Annotated in this window: 11 protein-coding genes; 7 read left to right on the forward strand and 4 right to left on the reverse strand. The window is 72.1% G+C overall.

Annotated features, from left to right (window positions below):
- Positions 1 to 173: 173 nt before the first annotated feature.
- Positions 174 to 2,654 (reverse strand): galactose-binding domain-containing protein, encoded by a 2,481-nt coding sequence (locus BUE44_RS08070; RefSeq protein WP_073495487.1) that lies wholly within the window; start codon positions 2,652 to 2,654, stop codon positions 174 to 176.
- A 249-nt stretch (positions 2,655 to 2,903) separates the two neighbouring features.
- Positions 2,904 to 3,560, reverse strand: coding sequence for a hypothetical protein (locus BUE44_RS08075; RefSeq protein ID WP_073495491.1), 657 nt, complete (start codon positions 3,558 to 3,560; stop codon positions 2,904 to 2,906).
- Positions 3,561 to 3,775: 215 nt separating this feature from the next.
- On the opposite strand from BUE44_RS08075, the gene BUE44_RS08080 reads away from it, so the two are divergent.
- The 7 genes from BUE44_RS08080 (at position 3,776) to BUE44_RS08110 (ending at position 15,073) form a co-directional block, all read left to right on the forward strand.
- Positions 3,776 to 4,399 carry an LAETG motif-containing sortase-dependent surface protein gene (locus BUE44_RS08080; protein ID WP_200804369.1) on the forward strand — a complete coding sequence of 208 codons (624 nt, stop codon included), beginning with the start codon at positions 3,776 to 3,778 and terminating at the stop codon, positions 4,397 to 4,399.
- A 356-nt stretch (positions 4,400 to 4,755) separates the two neighbouring features.
- Positions 4,756 to 7,446 carry an alpha/beta fold hydrolase gene (locus BUE44_RS08085; protein WP_073495497.1) on the forward strand — a complete coding sequence of 897 codons (2,691 nt, stop codon included), beginning with the start codon at positions 4,756 to 4,758 and terminating at the stop codon, positions 7,444 to 7,446.
- Positions 7,443 to 8,330 carry an ABC transporter permease gene (locus BUE44_RS08090; RefSeq protein WP_073495500.1) on the forward strand — a complete coding sequence of 296 codons (888 nt, stop codon included), beginning with the start codon at positions 7,443 to 7,445 and terminating at the stop codon, positions 8,328 to 8,330. The genes BUE44_RS08085 and BUE44_RS08090 overlap by 4 nt, the downstream gene beginning before the upstream one ends.
- A 198-nt stretch (positions 8,331 to 8,528) precedes the next feature.
- Positions 8,529 to 9,911, forward strand: a complete 1,383-nt coding sequence (locus BUE44_RS08095; RefSeq protein WP_073495504.1) for a S53 family peptidase — start codon at positions 8,529 to 8,531, stop codon at positions 9,909 to 9,911.
- A gap of 219 nt (positions 9,912 to 10,130) precedes the next feature.
- Entirely contained in the window at positions 10,131 to 11,684 is a 1,554-nt protein-coding gene (locus tag BUE44_RS08100) for a chitinase (protein WP_073495507.1), read from the forward strand.
- A 151-nt stretch (positions 11,685 to 11,835) separates the two neighbouring features.
- On the forward strand, positions 11,836 to 12,672 hold the full coding sequence (locus BUE44_RS08105; protein ID WP_073495510.1) for an undecaprenyl-diphosphate phosphatase: 837 nt from the start codon (positions 11,836 to 11,838) through the stop codon (positions 12,670 to 12,672).
- A 160-nt stretch (positions 12,673 to 12,832) separates the two neighbouring features.
- Positions 12,833 to 15,073: an RICIN domain-containing protein gene (locus BUE44_RS08110; protein WP_107415652.1), complete on the forward strand. Its 2,241-nt coding sequence runs from the start codon at positions 12,833 to 12,835 to the stop codon at positions 15,071 to 15,073.
- A 165-nt stretch (positions 15,074 to 15,238) separates the two neighbouring features.
- On the opposite strand, the gene BUE44_RS08115 is transcribed toward BUE44_RS08110, so the two are convergent.
- Together BUE44_RS08115 and BUE44_RS08120 are read right to left on the reverse strand one after the other, a co-directional pair.
- On the reverse strand, positions 15,239 to 16,342 hold the full coding sequence (locus BUE44_RS08115; RefSeq protein ID WP_073495513.1) for a Gfo/Idh/MocA family protein: 1,104 nt from the start codon (positions 16,340 to 16,342) through the stop codon (positions 15,239 to 15,241).
- A complete protein-coding gene (locus BUE44_RS08120; RefSeq protein WP_073495516.1) occupies positions 16,339 to 17,085 on the reverse strand; it encodes a sugar phosphate isomerase/epimerase family protein in 747 nt (248 codons plus the stop codon). Before BUE44_RS08120 ends, BUE44_RS08115 begins: the two co-directional genes overlap by 4 nt.
- Positions 17,086 to 17,135 lie beyond the last annotated feature (50 nt).

Genomic DNA, 17,135 nt, shown 5'->3' on the forward strand with positions numbered 1-17,135 from the left:
GGGCCGGGTGCTGGGGCCTGTCGTGTGGATCTCCGCGGCGTCGCGGCGCCCGGCACGCACATCTGCCGCGTTGTCGTCAGTCGACGACGGCTCCGCGTCGCCTCCTTCCTCCGCCTTGCAGCTGCACGCACCGAGCACCGCTCCTTCCTCCACGGAGATCCGAACGACAGGCCCTAGGAGGTGTAGGCCTCCAGTTCGGAGAGTTGGGCTGCGGGCCAGCCGGTGTTGCCGGTGACGGTGAGGCGCAGGTAGCGGGTGCTGGTGGGGGTCAGGGTGATGGTGGCGGTGTTGCCGGTGGCGGGGTTGAGGGTGTAGCCGGCGGAGGGTTTGAGGGTGGTCCAGGTGCTGTTGTTGGTGGAGCCGAGTACGGAGAGGGTTTCGGTGCGGGTGGCCCAGGCGGTGGCGGGGGGCAGTTTGATCACGACGCGGCCGACGGTCTGTGCGGAGCCGAGGTCGACGGTGATGGACTGCGGGAAGGCGTTGTTGGTCGACTCCCAGTAGGTGCTCGCGTTGCCGTCGACGGCGTTGGCGGCGGTGTAGACGTCGGCGTGGCCGGTGTCGGTCACGCTGCGGCCGCGCGCCAGGTTGCCGCTCGCCGGCGTGGTCGGCGGGGTCGTCGGGGGAGTGGTGGGCGGCGTCGTCGGCGGGGTGGTCCCGCCGCCGGTGGTGCCGCCGCTGCCGCCGGTGGGCACGCCGCTGTTGGTCCAGATCGGCGCGGGCCACTGGCCGGTGCAGGTCTGGCCGGTGTTCCAGCCGGAGTTGCCGCCGCCGTCGGTGATCTGCAGGCTGGTGCCGACGCAGTTGTGGATCGGCGTCGCGGCCTGGCCGATGTGCTTGGCGGTGACGTTGATGAAGGTCATCTGCGCCGCGGCCTGCGCCTGGATGGCGTAGGTGCCGGCCCCGTCGATGTTGACGTTCTTCATCGTGACGCCGGTGACGCCGCCGCCCTCGATCGACTGGATCGCCTCGTAGGAGCTGTCGAGGATGTCGGTGTCGCTGATCTGGATGTTCGCGTTGACCTGGCCCTGGAGTCCGTCGAACCAGATGGCGCCGACGCCGAACTGCCAGTTGTAGTCGCTGTTCCCGGTCCTGATCAGGGTGTTGCGTGCCGCGGTGATGGTGCCGGAGACCCCGTTGGGACCGCCGCCGTTGACGCCCGGGTAGCGGTTGGCGATGTGCAGGCCGCCGCCGTTGGAGATGGTGTCGGCCATGACGTTGTCGGACAGGTTGAAGTCCTTGCCGCCGTAGGTGACGATGTTGTTCGCCAGGATCGGCAGGACGACCGTGTCGTGGTCGAAGCTGTCACTCACGTTCGCGGCCTTCTCCGGCCACGAGGCGAGACCGTCGTCGCCCACGTTGCGGACGAAGGTGTTGGTGACGGTCGAGTTGGTCACTCCCGAGTGGAAGTTCACACCGTCCGCGGTCGTGTCCAGGATGCGGCTGTTCTTGATGGTGAAGTGGTCCATCGGACCGTCCATCCAGGCGCCGACCTTGACGTGCTGGATCCACAGGTCGTCGACGGTCGAGTTGGACATCGCGCCGCCGATGCCGTTGACCTGGTCGTCGTCCACCCGCTCCTGGATGTCGCCGATGATGGCGAAGTCCTTGAGCGTGACGTTCTTGCTGGGACCGCCGGCCTCCTGCGGGCGGATCTCGCCGCCGTAGCCGCCGCCCGCCACGTACTTGCCGTAGAAGCCGGCCGCGCGGTTGCGGTTCACCGGGTCCCGGCCGCCGAAGACGGTGTACCAGGGACCGGCGCCCTGGACGGTCACGCCGTCCACGACCACGTGGTCGTAGAGCGTGTAGGTGCCCTGCGGGACGTAGACGACCTTGCCCTGCGCCTGGCCGGCGTTGACGGCCGCCTGCATCTTGGCGGTGGAGTCGGTGGCACCGGTCGGGTCGACGCCGTAGTCGGTCACCGCGTTGATCGAGCCCGCGGGCTGCGTGATCGGCGCGCCCACCTGCTCGAAGTCGGCCAGGTCGATGGTGAAGGTCGGCGACTGGGCCGTCGAGGTCACCTGGACCCGGATCCTGGTGCCGGCCGGGTAGGTGGTGGCGAACTGCGTCCGGGCCTCGTCGTAGAAGTGGTGCGGGTTGCTGTCGCCCGGGTTGTTGTTGAACGGATAACCCCCGTAGTACCAGCTGTACCTGGAGGTCACCGGCAGGGTCCTGACCGACTGCCCGTTGGCCTGCACATCGAGGGTGGCGCTGCGGCCCTTCCCGTCGGCGGAGTCCGGCAGGCTGTAGCGCAGCGACATCGCGTTCGCGGGCGCGGTCAGCGTGAACTCCACGTACTGCCCGGCCGCGTTGAGGGTGACCGCCTGGCGGCCCGAGGCCTCCGACGGCAGATGGCCGTACAGCCGGTCGGGGCCGATCAGCGTGCCGTTGGTGGCGGCGTACTCGGCCTCCAGCTCCTTGAACGGCACGTTCGCGCCGCGGCCGGAGATGCCGACGGGTGACGGGGCGGGCACGCCCGCCGCGTGCGCGGTGGGGGCGCCCACCAGCGTGACCGCGGTCAGCGCGGCGGCGCCCGCCACCGCGAAGGACAGGACCGCCGCCAGACCGCGGCGTCCGATCCGTGCGTGCCGCGGGGGCGTGGGGGAGGCGGGGGAAGTGGGGGGAGGCGGCTCATGGCTGTGCGAGGGGTACGACACAGGCAGTCCTTGCGGCTCGGGGGTGGGGGGATGCGGAAGCGCCCGGCCGGGGCGCTGGAGACACTACGAGCGTCGCCGCAGTAAGTCCATGAGTCTGCGCAAAACAGCGATAGTTCTTCGCAATATCCACGACATCCAGCCGTCAGAGAACGAGGGGGAGCCGGTGATTTCCTGACGTCCCGTACCGGGGCTCACCCGGCGTACGCCCCGGTGGCACCGCTCCGGCTGTGACGGACGGGGGAGGCGGGGTCAGCGGGTCCTGCGCGGGGACACCAGCAGGAAGGGCGCACCCCCGCGGGCGCGGTGCTCGGTGCACTGCCATCCGTGGCGGCCGAGCAGGTCCGCGCACCGGGCCAGCGCCCGCGCGGCGGCGTCCTGGTCGGGCGCCCCGCGCCAGGCGACCTCGGGCAGGCCGTCCTGCCCGCCGGCCGTCACCGCGTACCCGGCGCCGTCCGCCCGGCCCGGCGGGCAGCCGCCCGCCTCAAGGGCCAGCGCGACCGCGTGCACCGCCCGGTCCCGCTCCCAGGGGGCGGGCACATCGGTGGCGCCGTCCATCAGCAGCGCCCGGATCCGCAGCAGTCCCTCCCACGCGGTGGCCACCTCGGCGGCCCGCCGCGCCCCGCCCATCGCCGCCGCCCCCGTGCCGTCGTCGGCGGCGAAGGTGTCGGCGGCGGGCACCGGGCGGCCGGGCGCCGGGACGTCGGGCCGGGCCGCCGTCAGGTCGGCCCGCAGTTGCAGTCCTTGCGGCGACAGGTAGTAGCTGTGGTGCCCGGCGCGGCCGTGCGGCACCGCGAGCCCGCGCGCGACGAGCGCGGTGCAGACGTCGGCCCTGGCGGTCAGCCGCCCGGTCGCCGGGTCCGAGCCGGTGACGGCCCGCCGCTGGGCCGCGGTCAGCGCGCTGCTCATGGGGCTCCCTCCCGGTCCGGTGCCTGCCGTCCTGGCACCGTACCCCCGGGCGCCGACATCCCCGCCCGGCGATAACTCCACCGAATCCGCTACGGAATTCGTCGGGGCGCCGCCCGGTGAAAGCGTGCGGAGGTGCAGGGTGTATCGTCCCGGTCCCACGGCAATTCGGCGGGCGGGGCCGTACGGGCGAAGTCCCGCCTGCAATGGGAGGGTTCATGAGACTGACGGTTCAGGGCCGCAGGAGATACGCGGCCATAGCGGCGACCGGAATGGCCGCCATGATCGGCTCCGCGGTAATGGCGGGGCCGGCCTCGGCCCATACGCCCGTCTGGTCGGTCACCTGCGATTCGGTGACGGTCGACCTGACGGCGTACAACACACACGCCACCAACTCGGTGACGCTCACGATCGTCGGCGGCGAGGGCGCGCTGGCCGACAACCCGAACTTCGGCGGCGCCTTCCACTACCAGGACGCGCTGCCCCCGCACGACGCCCCGATCAGCCTGCACCTGGTGGTCAAGGCCGGTGACGACGCGAAGTACGACGTCGACCAGACCAAGGTCTCGCCGGTGTGCGACAAGCCGACCACCACTCCGCCGACGAAGCCGGCCACCACCCCGCCGACCACGGCTCCGCAGACCACCACCCCGGCGCCGACCCACACCACGAACGCCCCGGTCGTCGCGGACACCACGGCGGCCACCGGCAGCGGCGACCTCGCCGAGACCGGCAGCTCCAACGCCACGCCGATGATCGCGGGCATCGCCGCGGCCGTCGTCGTCGTGGGCGGCGGGCTGGTGTTCTGGACCCGCAAGCGCGGCACCTCGGCGCACCGCTGACCGGCCTGACAGGGCCGAGCCGCACCCGCAGGGAAGAACGCCCGGAGAATGCGCCACCACGCCGTGGTGGCGCATTCTCCGGGCGAATTCGATCACGCCGATCACCGGCTTCCGCCGGCCGCGGGAATCCCTGATCGAACCCGGCCGTGAACCCCCGGCCCATCGGTCCCCGGCGCCCCAGGGGAGATCAACTCCCCGCGTAATTTCCGGGCCTTGCCGGATTCCTCCGTCCCGCCCCGTCCGCCGCATTCGCGACCGCCGCGGCACCGCGGCCCGGGGCGTGGCCGTCTGTGAAAAGCCGGAGAAACCACCGCCCCCGTCCGGGTGAGCCGCCCACCCCCGCCTAGGATCGAAGGATGGATCTTCGATGGCCTCGGCGCAGGCGGTGGTTGGCCGGGGCGGGGGCGCTCGCGGTTCTGGCGGCGGGCGGCGCGGCCGCCGGCACCGCCGCGGCGACCGGCGGGGGCACGGCCGTGCACCGCAGTGACGCGATGCTCACCGGTGCCGGCGGCGTACGCCTGGACACCTCGTACTTCACCACCGGCGGCAGCGCCCGCAGACCCGCGGTCCTGCTCGGCCACGGCTTCGGCGGCAGCAAGGCCGACGTGCGCGGCCAGGCGGAGTCGCTGGCCAGGCACGGCTACGCCGTACTGACCTGGTCGGCCCGCGGCTTCGGGTCCTCGACCGGCCTCATCGGGCTCAACGCGCCCGACGGCGAGGTCGCCGACGTCAGCCGGCTCATCGACTGGCTGGCCGCCCGCCCCGACGTCGAACTGGACGCGCCCGGCGACCCGCGGGTCGGCGTCACGGGCGTGTCGTACGGCGGCGCGGTCTCGCTGCTGGCCGCCGGCTACGACCGCCGGGTCGACGCGATCGCGCCACGCGAGACGTACTGGAATCTCGCCGACGCGCTCTTCCCGAACGACGTCTACAAGAAGCTGTGGTCCGGCATCTTCTTCTCCTCCGGCTCCGCCGCGCTCCCGGGCTCCGCGCCGAAGACGCCCCCGGCGGCGGGCGCCACACCCGCCGACCCCCTGTGCGGCCGCTTCACCCCGGCTCTCTGCGCGCTCTACCAGCGCGTCGCCACCGCCGGCCGGCCGGACGCCGCGGCCCGCGCGCGGCTCGAAGCACTCAGCCCCGCCGCGGTCGCGTCCCGTATCAAGGTCCCGGCACTGATCGTGCAGGGCCAGAGCGACTCGCTGTTCACGCTGGCCCAGTCCGACGCGATGGCCATGGCGATCAGGGCGAACGGCGCGCCCGTCGCCGTGGACTGGATCGCCGGCGGCCACGACGGCGGCGACACCGAGGACGCCCGGGTCGACGCCCGGGTCACCGCGTGGTTCGACCGCTACCTCAAGGGCGACACCGGCACCGGGACGGGCCCCGCCTTCCGCGTCACCCGCACCGGCGGCCTGAACTCCACCGACGGCAGCGTGGTGCTGCGCGGCGCCGACGGCGACAGCTACCCCGGCCTGGACGGTACGAACGCCGCCCGGATCGCGCTGACCGGCCGCGCGCAGCGGATCACCAACCCGGCGGGCGGCGCACCGCCCGCGATCTCCGCGGTGCCCGGCTCCGGCGCGGTCGGCGAGCTGTCCTCGCTCGGCGCGAGCCTGTCGCTCGACATCCCCGGGCAGTACGCCCGGTTCGAGTCGGCGCCGCTCCCCGGCAGCACCCATCTGACCGGGGCGCCGACCGTGACCGTACGGGTCGCCACCGACGCGCCCGACGCGGTGCTCTTCGGCAAGCTCTACGACGTCGCGCCCGGCGGCAAGGAGGTGCTGCCCGCCGCGCTCGCCGCCCCCGTCCGGGTGCCCGGCTCGCGGGCCGGCAGCACCGTGACGCTGCAACTGCCCGCGGTCGACCACGACTTCGCCGCCGGCCACCGGATGCGCCTGGTGCTGGCGACCACCGACCTGGGCTACGCCTCACCGGCCGCGCCCGCGAGCGTGACCGTGTCGCTGGTCTCCCCGGAGCTGACCGTGCCGATCGACAGCGACCTCAGCGACGACGCGGCCGCGCTGCCGTGGTGGGCCTGGGGGCTGCCGCCGCTGGCGCTGCTGGTCGCGGCGGCCCTGCTGCTCACCGGCCGCCGCCGGGTGCGCCCGCGGCCCGCCGACCCCGCGCTGGCCGCGGTGCCGCTGCAGATCACCGGGCTGAGCAAGCGGTACGCCAAGTCGGCCGACCGCTACGCCGTCCGCGACCTGTCCTTCCGCGTCGAGCCCGGCCAGGTGCTCGGCCTGCTCGGGCCGAACGGCGCCGGCAAGACCACCACGCTGCGGATGCTGATGGGGCTGATCCGCCCCGACGACGGCGAGATCCGGGTGTTCGGCGAGGCGGTGCGACCGGGAGCGCCGGTGCTGTCCCGGCTCGGCGCCTTCGTGGAGGGCGCCGGTTTCCTGCCGCACCTGACCGGCCGGGCCAACCTGGAGCTGTACTGGCAGGCCACCGGGCGCCCGCCGCAGGACGCCATGCTGGCCGAGGCGCTGCAGATCGCCGGGCTCGGCGAGGCGCTGGAGCGGGCCGTGCGCACCTACTCGCAGGGCATGCGGCAGCGCCTGGCCATCGCGCAGGCCATGCTGGGCCTGCCCGACCTGCTGATCCTCGACGAGCCGACCAACGGCCTGGACCCGCCGCAGATCCGCGAGATGCGCGAGGTGCTGATCCGCTACGCGGCCGCCGGGCGCACCGTGATCGTCTCCAGCCACCTGCTGGCCGAGGTCGAGCAGAGCTGTACGCACCTGGTGGTGATGGACCGCGGGCGGCTGGTCACCGCGGGCCCGGTCGCCGACATCGTCGGCTCCGCCGACACCGTGCTGGTCGGCGTGGACGGCGAGGTGCCGCAGAGCGTGGTCGACGGGATCGCCGAGCTGCCCGGGGTGGCCACCGCGGTCCGCGAGGAGGACGGGCTGCTCGCGGTCCTCGACGGGCTGACCCCGGCGCAGTTCGTGGCCGAGCTCGTCCGGCTGGGCGTGCCGGTGGCCCGGGTCGGGCCGCACCGCCGCCTGGAGGACGCCTTCCTGACCCTGATCGGAGGCTCGGCATGAGCGCCGCACCCCCCGCCCCGGTGCCCGCCCCGGCACCCCCGCGCGCCGCCGCGGCCGGCTACCGCCCTGGCCGTACGCTGCGGCTGCGGGTCGAGGCCCGCAGGCAGCTGCGCAGGCGCCGCACGATGATCGTGGCCGCGCTGCTGGCGGCGCTGCCCTTCATCCTGATCGTCGCCTTCGCGATCGGCGGCACCCCCAAGGACGGGCGCAACGGTCCCACCCTGATCGACACCGCCACCGCCTCGGGCGCCAACTTCGCCGCGACCTGCCTGTTCGTCTCGGCGGGCTTCGTGCTGGTGGTGCCGGTCGCGCTGTTCTGCGGTGACACGGTCGCCTCGGAGGCGGGCTGGTCGAGCCTGCGCTACCTGCTGGCGGCGCCGGTGCCCAGGACGCGGTTGCTGAGCGTGAAGCTCGCGGTGGCCCTGGGCTTCAGCGCGGTGGCGCTGGTGCTGCTGCCCGCGGTCGCGCTGGTCGCGGGGACGGTGGCGTACGGCTGGGGCGACCTGGAGCTGCCCACCGGCGGGGCGCTGGCCTCCGGTGACGCGCTGTCGCGGATGGCCGTCGCGGTGGCGTACATCTTCGTCAACCAACTGGTCACCGCGGCGCTGGCCTTCTGGCTGTCGACGAAGACCGACGCGCCGCTGGGCGCGGTCGGCGGCGCGGTCGGGCTGACCATCGTCGGCAACGTGCTGGACGCGGTGACCGCCCTGGGCTCCTGGCGCGACGTGCTGCCCGCGCACTGGCAGTTCTCCTGGGCCGACGCCCTGCAGCCTTCGATGGAGTGGACCGGCATGCTGCAGGGTGCGTCGGTGTCGGTGTCGTACGCCATCGTGCTCACCGCGCTGGCCTTCCGCGGCTTCCGCACCAAGGACGTCGTGTCCTGACCGGTGCTCCCGGTCCGCCGCGGACTGACGGTAAGTAAACCGACGGCCAGTCATGTCATGGTCATGGAAGCGCAAAGGGAGGGCCATCCGGGTAAAACGACCATCCGAAAAACGGCGAAGGCCCTTGTCCTGGGCATGTTCTGTGGGTGTGATCACGTCATCCGTCTCGTGCGGTTGTCCTCCATACAAGGAGAGTCCATGCGCAGAGTCAGTCCGCGGTCCACCGCCGCGGTCGCAGCGGCCGGGGCCACCGCCCTCACTGCCGCCGCCTTGATAGCTGCTCCGATCGGCGGTACGGCGGCGGCCGCGCCGGCCGGTCACGTGCCGGCCGTCAAGCCGGTGCCCGCGGTCGCCGGCCACCGGCTGATCCACGGGGTGAGCAGCCCGCTGAGCATCGCCCAGTGCCAGGCGGCCTGGGGCATCAACTGCTACAGCCCGCTGCAGTACCGGCAGGCGTACAACCTGAACCCGCTCTACCGCGCGGGTGTCACGGGCAAGGGCCGCACCATCGTCATCGTGGACTCGTTCGGCTCGCCGACGATCCAGCACGACCTGGACGTCTACAGCGCCCAGTGGGGCATCAAGAGTTCCCGGGTGCAGGTCGTCAAGTGGGGCGACGTGCCGCCGTTCGACCCGACGAACCCGGACCACACCGGATGGGCCGGCGAGAGCACCCTCGACGTCGAGATGGCGCACGCGGTCGCGCCCGACGCGCACATCGTGCTGGTGGAGACCGGGATCGCCGAGACCGAGGGCGTCACCGGGCTGCCGGAGATGATGGACGCCGAGAAGTACCTGGTCGACCACGGGGTGGGTGACGTGATCACCCAGAGCTTCGGGGCGACGGAGAACACCTTCCCGGGCTTCGAGAAGGGCGACTTCTCCAGCATCCAGAAGCTGCGGTACGCCTTCCAGGACGCGGCCAGGCACGGCGTGACCGTGCTCGCCTCCTCCGGCGACGGCGGCCCGACCGACGCGATGGCCGACGGCGCCACGGACTACCCGTACCCGGTGAACTCCTGGCCCTCGGCGGACCCGCTGGTCATCTCGATAGGGGGTACCCAGCTGCACCTGGACGACGCGGGCAACCGCGTCGCGCCGGACAGCGTCTACAACGACTACGGAGCCGGCGGCGGCGGCCAGTCGCACGTCTTCAGCCGGCCCTCGTACCAGAACGGCGTCAAGAACGTCGTCGGCGCCCGGCGCGGCACCCCGGACATCTCGATGGCGGCGGCGGTCGACGGCGGCGCCTGGGTGTACTCCAGCTACGACCCGACGGCGACCGGCTGGGACGTCTACGGCGGCACCAGCGAGGCCAGCCCGCTGTTCTCCGGCGTCATCGCGCTGGCCGACCAGCTCGGCCGGCACCGGGTGGGGGACATCCACCAGGCGCTGTACGCGCTCGCGAAGGGCAGCGCCAAATTCAGCGGCGTCGTGGACGTCAAGGACGGCACGAACAACTCCTACGACGGCGTCACCGGCTACACCGCGGTGAAGGGCTACGACATGGCGACCGGCGTCGGCACGCTGGACGCCTCGCGGTTCGTTCCCGCGCTCGCGCTGACCGGCTGGGGCCGCTGACCGGCACGGAGCCATCGGCACTGGTCACCGCCGCACCGTCCCCGGTGCGGCGGTGGCCGCTGTGCCGCCGGATGCCGGAAAGGCCGGATTCCGTCCCCGGGTGGTCCAACTCCATTATCTGTTAGGACTCTTGACAGTTGGGTGGTCCAGACCAGCAATATTGGTCCAGACCAGCAGACCGCCGTCTGCTGATCCCCCCACCTGGAAGGAGCGCGGTCCATGACCGGACCCGTTCGCAGACCCCGTTTGCGCGCACTGCTCACCGGAGTCGTCACCGCCGCCGCCTCGGCAGGGCTCGCCCTGACCGGCGCCGGCGCCGCCCACGCGGCCACCGCACTGCCCAGCCACATAGCCGCGCCGTACTTCGAGGCCTACAACGGCGACAGCCTCTCCGGCCTCGCCTCGGCCTCGGGCAACAAGTACCTGACGATGGCCTTCATCCAGACGCAGGCGGCCGGCTCCTGCACCCCGTACTGGAACGGCGACACCTCGCTGCCGATCGCGCAGGCGAACTTCGGCGCCGACATCGACACCATCCAGGCCGGCGGCGGCGACGTCATCCCGTCCTTCGGCGGCTACGCGGCCGACAACGGCGGCACCGAGATCGCGGACAGCTGCACCAACGTCAGCTCGATCGCCGCCGCGTATGAGAAGGTCATCACCACCTACGACATCAGCCGCATCGACCTGGACATCGAGGACAACTCGCTGACCAACTCGGCCGGCATCGACCGCCGCAACAAGGCCGTCAAGGCGGTCCAGGACTGGGCGGCGGCCAACGGCCGCCCGCTGCAGTTCTCCTACACCCTGCCGACCACCACCCACGGCCTGGCCGGCGGCTCGGTCGGCTCCGGCAGCGGCCTGGCCGTCCTGCAGAACGCGGTGAGCAACGGCGTCAGGCTCGACGTCGTCAACATCATGACGTTCGACTACTACGACAACGCCACGCACAACATGGCCACCGACACGCAGACCGCCGCCCAGGGCCTGCACGACCAGCTCGCCGCTCTCTACCCCTCGAAGACCGACGCGCAGCTGTGGAACACGGTCGGCGTCACCGAGATGCCCGGCATCGACGACTTCGGCGCCGCGGAGACCTTCACCACCGCCAACGCCACCTCGGTCTACAACTGGGCCGTGAGCAAGGGCATCAACACCCTGTCCTTCTGGGCGCTGCAGCGCGACAACGGCGGCTGCCCCGGCCAGGGCGGCTCCGACACCTGCTCGGGCACCACCCAGAGCACCTGGCAGTTCAGCCACACCTTCGAGCCGTTCAACGGCGGCAGCACCCCGCCGCCGCCGGCCAACGACTTCTCGGTGTCGCTGTCCCCGGCGTCCGCGACGGTCACCGCGGGCGGCTCGGCCACCTCCAGCGTGCACACCGCGGTCACCAGCGGCTCCGCCCAGTCCGTGGCGCTCTCGGTCAGCGGCGCCCCGGCCGGGGTCACCGCCTCGCTCAGCCCCGGCTCGGTCACCGCGGGCGGCAACGCCACCCTGTCGGTGTCCACGACCGCCTCCGCGGTCTCCGGCAGCTACGCCCTGACGGTCACCGGCACGGCGGCCGGCACCAGCCACTCGGCGACCTACACGCTGAAGATCACCGGCGGCACCACCGGCTGCACCGCGACACCGTGGAGCAGCACGGCGGTCTACGTCGGCGGCAACACCGTCTCGTACGGCGGCCACACCTGGAAGGCCAAGTGGTGGACGACGGGCGAGACCCCCGGCACCACCGGTGAGTGGGGCGTCTGGCAGGACCTCGGCGCCTGCTAGAGCAGGGACAGCGGTCCGGCGGCCGGGCCGCCCCGGGTTCGGGGTCCGGCCGCCGATCCTCTAAAGTCGCACCGACGTCTACGCGAATGTAGTCGGATTGTAGTCGGAGCGGGCCGGGCCAGTACCGGCGGACCAGGGGACAGGACCACCCATGAGTGCCATCGGCGTCGGCCAGGCCGTCATCCTCGGAGTCGTGGAAGGGGTCACCGAATTCCTGCCGGTCTCCTCCACCGGGCACCTGAAGCTGGCCGAGGGCCTGATGAACATCAAGGTGGACGACGACGCCGTCGTCGGCTTCACCGCGGTCATCCAGGTCGGCGCGATCGCCGCGGTCTTCGTCTACTTCTTCAAGGACATCATGCGGTTCGTCGGCGCGTGGCTGCGCGGGCTGGCGAACCGGGGGGAGCGCGACAACCACGACTACAAGTTCACCTGGTGGGTGATCTACTCCACGATCCCGATCGTGATCGTCGGCCTGGCGGCCAAACCGCTGATCGACGGCCCGCTGGGGTCGCTGTGGGTGGTCGCCTTCTCGCTGATCGGCGGCAGCATAGTGATGTGGGCCGCTGAGCAGATGGCCAGGTTCAAGCGCGGCGAGCAGGACGTGACGCTGAAGGACGCGATGTACGTCGGCAGTTCGCAGATCCTGGCACTGCTCTTCCCCGGCTTCTCGCGCTCCGGCGCGACCATCTCGACCGGGCTGATCCGCGACCTGGACCGGTTGGCGGCCACCCGGCTGTCGTTCTTCCTCGGCCTGCCCGCGCTCACCGGCGCCGGGCTGTACGAGCTGAAGGACGCCACCGGCGGCGGGGTGAGCGCCACCGCGCTCGGCGTCGGCACCCTGGTGTCCTTCGTGGTGGCCTACGGGTCCATCGCCTGGCTGCTGCGCTTCGTCGCGCGGCACTCCTTCAACTCCTTCGTGATCTACCGGATCGTGGTCGGCTTCCTCATCATCGGACTGCTCGTGACCAACGTCGTGGACGCCTGACCAGCGCCTCAACGCAGCACGCTGGGCCGGGTCGTGAGACCCGGCCTTTGCTGTCACCGCATAATTCACGACTTATTTTTTGATGTGTATTGACTCCCCGACAGGCGGCCCCTAGCGTCCACACCGCATCGCGACCCCACAACGCGACGAGGAGACACGTGTGACCCAGGTACCCGCCGGGCCCGGCACGCCGGCCCGCACACCCCGCCACCGCAGACGAACAGCCGCCCTCGCGGCGGCGTTCCTGATACCGGTCGGCGCCGGCATCGCACTGGTCTCCGCCCCGGACGCCGGGGCCGCGACCATCCCGACCGTCCCGGCCACCGTGACCGGCGTCGGCAGCGGCAAGTGCGTGGACGCCCGATCCGCCGCCACCGCCAACGGCACCGCCGTCCAGCAGTACACCTGCAACGGCAGCACCGCGCAGCAGTGGCAGTTCACCGCCACCGACAGCGGCTACTACCGGATCGGCGCCGCCTCGGCCCCCAGCCAGGTCTGGGACGTCACGGGCGTGTCCACCGCGGACAGCGCCCTCACCCAGCTGTGGCTGTACGGCGGCGGCGCCAACCAGCAGTGGCTGCCGGTCGCCGAGTCCAGCGGCGCCTTCCACTTCGTCAACCGCAACAGCGGCAAGTGCCTCGACGTACCGGGCGCCTCCACCGCCGACAGCGTCCAGCTCCAGCAGTACACCTGCAACGGCAGCGCGGCGCAGTCCTTCAACGTCAGCGGCTCCGGTGGCGGGACCACCACCCCGCCCTCCGGCGGCGACCCCGACCTCGGGCCCAACGTGGTCACCTTCGACCCGTCGATGTCGGCGTCCTCGATCCAGTCCCGGTTGAACACCATCTTCAACCAGCAGCAGACCAACCAGTTCGGCAGCCAGCGCTACGCCGTGCTGTTCAAGCCCGGCACCTACAGCGCCGACGTCAACGTCGGCTTCTACACCCAGGTCTCGGGCCTGGGCCTGAGCCCCGACGACGTCACCATCAACGGCGCCGTGCACGCCGAGGCCGACTGGTTCCAGGGCAACGCCACCCAGAACTTCTGGCGGGACGCCGAGAACATGTCGGTCAACCCCACCGGCGGCAGCGACCGCTGGGCGGTCTCGCAGGCCGCGCCCTACCGGCGGATGCACGTACGCGGCAACCTGGCGCTGGACGACGGCGGCTGGTCCAGCGGCGGCTTCATCGCCGACACCAAGGTCGACGGCCAGATCCGCTCCGGCTCCCAGCAGCAGTTCCTCACCCGGGACTCGACCATGGGCAGCTGGTCGGGCTCCAACTGGAACATGGTCTTCGTCGGCGACCAGGGCGCCCCCGCCCAGTCCTTCCCGACGTACACCACGGTCGCCTCCTCGCCCACCATCCGCGAGAAGCCGTTCCTGTACATCGACAGCGCGGGCAAATACCAGGTCTTCGTGCCCGCCCTGCAGTCCAACGCCGCCGGCACCACCTGGAGCGGCAAGACCCCGCAGGGCCAGTCGCTGCCGATCGACCAGTTCTACATCGTCAAGCCCGGCGCGACCGCGTCCGACATCAACGCGGCCCTCGCGGCGGGCAAGAACCTGCTGGTCACCCCCGGCGTCTACCACCTCAACCAGACGCTGAACATCACCCGGCCCGACACCGTGGTGCTGGGCATGGGCCTGGCCACCCTGGTGCCCGACAACGGGATCACCGCGATCAGCACGTCCGACGTGGACGGCATCAAGCTGGCCGGCCTGCTGATCGACGCGGGCACCGCCAACTCCCAGCAGCTGATGCAGATCGGCCCGGCCGGCTCGTCCGCGAACCACGCGGCCGACCCGACCAGCCTGTCCGACGTCTTCTTCCGGATCGGCGGCGCCACCGTCGGCAAGGCCACCCAGTCCCTGGTGATCAACAGCGGCAACGCGATCATCGACCACACCTGGATCTGGCGGGCCGACCACGGCAACGGCGGCACGGTCGGCTGGGGCACCAACACCGCGGACACCGGACTGGTCGTCAACGGTGCCAACGTGACGGCGTACGGCCTGTTCGTGGAGCACTTCCAGAAGACGCAGGTGCTGTGGAACGGGCAGGGCGGCAGGACGTACTTCTTCCAGAACGAGATGCCCTACGACCCGCCGGACCAGGGCTCCTGGATGAACGGTTCGTCGCAGGGCTACCCCGCCTACAAGGTCGCCGACTCGGTCACCAGCCACGAGGCCTGGGGCCTGGGCAGCTACTGCTACTTCAGCGCCAACCCGTCGGTGGTCTCCGCCAACGCCTTCCAGGTGCCGAACACCTCCGGCGTGCGGTTCCACGACATGGTGACCGTCTCGCTGGGCGGCACCGGCACCATCAGCCATGTCATCAACACCACCGGTGCCGCCGTCAACAGCGGCCACCAGGTGACGGACCTGACCAGCTACCCGTAAGCACAGCTGCACGACGCAGGGGCCGGCCCGGGAGCACATCCTCCCGGGCCGGCCCTCGCCGTGCTGCCCGCGGGCAGAAAAGACCCGGCCGACCCATCCCCCCACGGGTGGGCCGGCCGGGCGTATCGGGCCGCGTGAGCGGTCCTCGGTGGCGGCGGCGCCGCGTCAGGTCAGCGTCGCCGCCACCGGGTCCCAGGCCTCCGGCAGGACGGGCACCACGGGGGCGCCGGTTTCCAGCGGGAGGACGGTGTGCTGCGCGGCGGACTCGGTGATCGTGGCCATCAGCTCCAGCACGTGCTGCGCCAGTTCGCCCGAGGCGCGGTGCGCGGTCCCGCCGCGGATCGCGCGGGCCATGTCCAGGACGCCCATGCCGCGGCCCGCGGTGGAGCCGGTCACCGGCAGGTCGCGCCAGGCCTCCTCGCCGAACGCCTGGACCTGGAGCGGCCCCGCGAAGGTGTTCGGGTCGGGCAGCGACAGGGTGCCCTCGGTGCCGACGACCTCGATCATCCGGCGCGGCACCGACGAGTCGAAGCTGAAGGTCGCCGACGCGCTCGGGCCGCTCGCGAAGTCCAGCAGCGCCTGCACATGGGTGGGCACCTCCACCGCGAAGGACGTGCCCGCCTTCGGTCCCGAGCCGACCACCCGCTCGGCGCGCCCCTGCCTGGACGTCGCCGACACCCGGCTGACCGGGCCGAACAGCGCGACCAGCGCCGTCAGGTAGTAGGGGCCGATGTCGAACAGCGGCCCGGCGCCGTACTGGAAGAGGAACTCCGGGCTCGGGTGCCAGCTCTCCGGTCCCGGGCCCTGGGTCACCGCGGTCACCGCGACCGGCTCGCCGATCACGCCGGCGGCCACCGCCCGCGCGGCGGACTGGAGCCCGGCGCCCAGGAAGGTGTCCGGCGCGCTGCCCACCCGCAGTCCCGCGGCCTGCGCCTCGGCCAGGATCTTCGCCCCGTCGGCCGGCGCGAGCGCCAGCGGCTTCTCGCCGTAGACGTGCTTGCCCGCCTGCAGCGCCGCGCTCGCGACCTCGGCGTGGGCCGCCGGGATGGTGAGGTTGACGACGATCTCGACCTCGGGGATCGCCAGCACCGAGGCGACGTCGCCGGCCGCCGGCACCCCGTAGGCGTCCGCCGCGGCCCTGGCCCGCTCGACGTCCAGGTCCGCCACCGCGAGCACCCGCACGTCGGGGAAGGTCGACAGCGCCGTCAGATACTGCTTGCTGATCACCCCCGCGCCGACCAGGGCTATCCCGACAGGGCCGTCGCTCATGACCGCCCCTCGAGTGCCGTCAGGTAGGCGTGGCTGCCGGCGACGGCCTCGAAGACGTCGCCCGCGCAGGTGTCCAGCTCGACGATCCGCACCGCCTCGGGCGCCGCCGCGAGGATCGACGGCACGTCGATGGTGCCCTGCCCGACCGCGGTGTGCGGCTCGCCCTTGACGCCGGGGCCGTCCTTGACGTGCAGCGCGAGCACCCGGTCGCCCAGCGAGCGCAGCAGTTCGGGAACGTCGGCGCCGCCCACGGCCGCCCAGTAGGTGTCGACCTCCAGGAAGACCTCGGGCGCCAGCAGGCCGGCCAGTTCCTCCAGCGCGGTACGGCCCTCGAAGCGCGGCTCGATCTCCCACCAGTGGTTGTGGTAGCCGATCCGCATCCCGTGCTCGGCTGCCTTGGCCGCGAAGCCGTTGAGCCGGTCGGCGACCCGCCGCAGCCCGTCGCGGGTGGTGAACTCCTCGTGCTCGATCCCGCCGGGGATGATCGCCAGGTCGGTCCCGATGGTGCCGACCGCGTCGAACACCTCCCCGGCGTCCTTGCTGAACAGCGCGTACGCGTGGGTGCTGGTGACGCTCAGCCCCAGCTCGTCCGCGGTCTTCCGGAAGCCGGCCGGGTCCGCGGTCGGGTCGTAGGGCTCCACCGAGCGGTAGCCGATCTCGGCGAGCCGGGTCAGCGTGCCGTCGCGGTCGGCGGCGATCTGGTCCCGGAGGGTGTAGAGCTGGATGCTCAGGGGCGTTGCCATCGAAACGATGCCTCCTGGAATTGCGGCAGGTGCGGTACGGGCGGTGCGGG

Source organism: Actinacidiphila paucisporea, assembly GCF_900142575.1.
Lineage (GTDB): Bacteria > Actinomycetota > Actinomycetes > Streptomycetales > Streptomycetaceae > Actinacidiphila > Actinacidiphila paucisporea.

What these genes read in the sequence shown, in the direction of transcription:
- BUE44_RS08075 (WP_073495491.1), bottom strand. Translation starts at nt 3,560, where the DNA reads ATGAGCAGCGCGCTGACCGCGGCCCAGCGGCGGGCCGTCACCGGCTCG.
- BUE44_RS08080 (WP_200804369.1), top strand. Translation starts at nt 3,776, where the DNA reads ATGAGACTGACGGTTCAGGGCCGCAGGAGATACGCGGCCATAGCGGCG.
- BUE44_RS08085 (WP_073495497.1), top strand. Translation starts at nt 4,756, where the DNA reads ATGGATCTTCGATGGCCTCGGCGCAGGCGGTGGTTGGCCGGGGCGGGG.
- BUE44_RS08090 (WP_073495500.1), top strand. Translation starts at nt 7,443, where the DNA reads ATGAGCGCCGCACCCCCCGCCCCGGTGCCCGCCCCGGCACCCCCGCGC.
- BUE44_RS08095 (WP_073495504.1), top strand. Translation starts at nt 8,529, where the DNA reads ATGCGCAGAGTCAGTCCGCGGTCCACCGCCGCGGTCGCAGCGGCCGGG.
- BUE44_RS08100 (WP_073495507.1), top strand. Translation starts at nt 10,131, where the DNA reads ATGACCGGACCCGTTCGCAGACCCCGTTTGCGCGCACTGCTCACCGGA.
- BUE44_RS08105 (WP_073495510.1), top strand. Translation starts at nt 11,836, where the DNA reads ATGAGTGCCATCGGCGTCGGCCAGGCCGTCATCCTCGGAGTCGTGGAA.
- BUE44_RS08115 (WP_073495513.1), bottom strand. Translation starts at nt 16,342, where the DNA reads ATGAGCGACGGCCCTGTCGGGATAGCCCTGGTCGGCGCGGGGGTGATC.
- BUE44_RS08120 (WP_073495516.1), bottom strand. Translation starts at nt 17,085, where the DNA reads ATGGCAACGCCCCTGAGCATCCAGCTCTACACCCTCCGGGACCAGATC.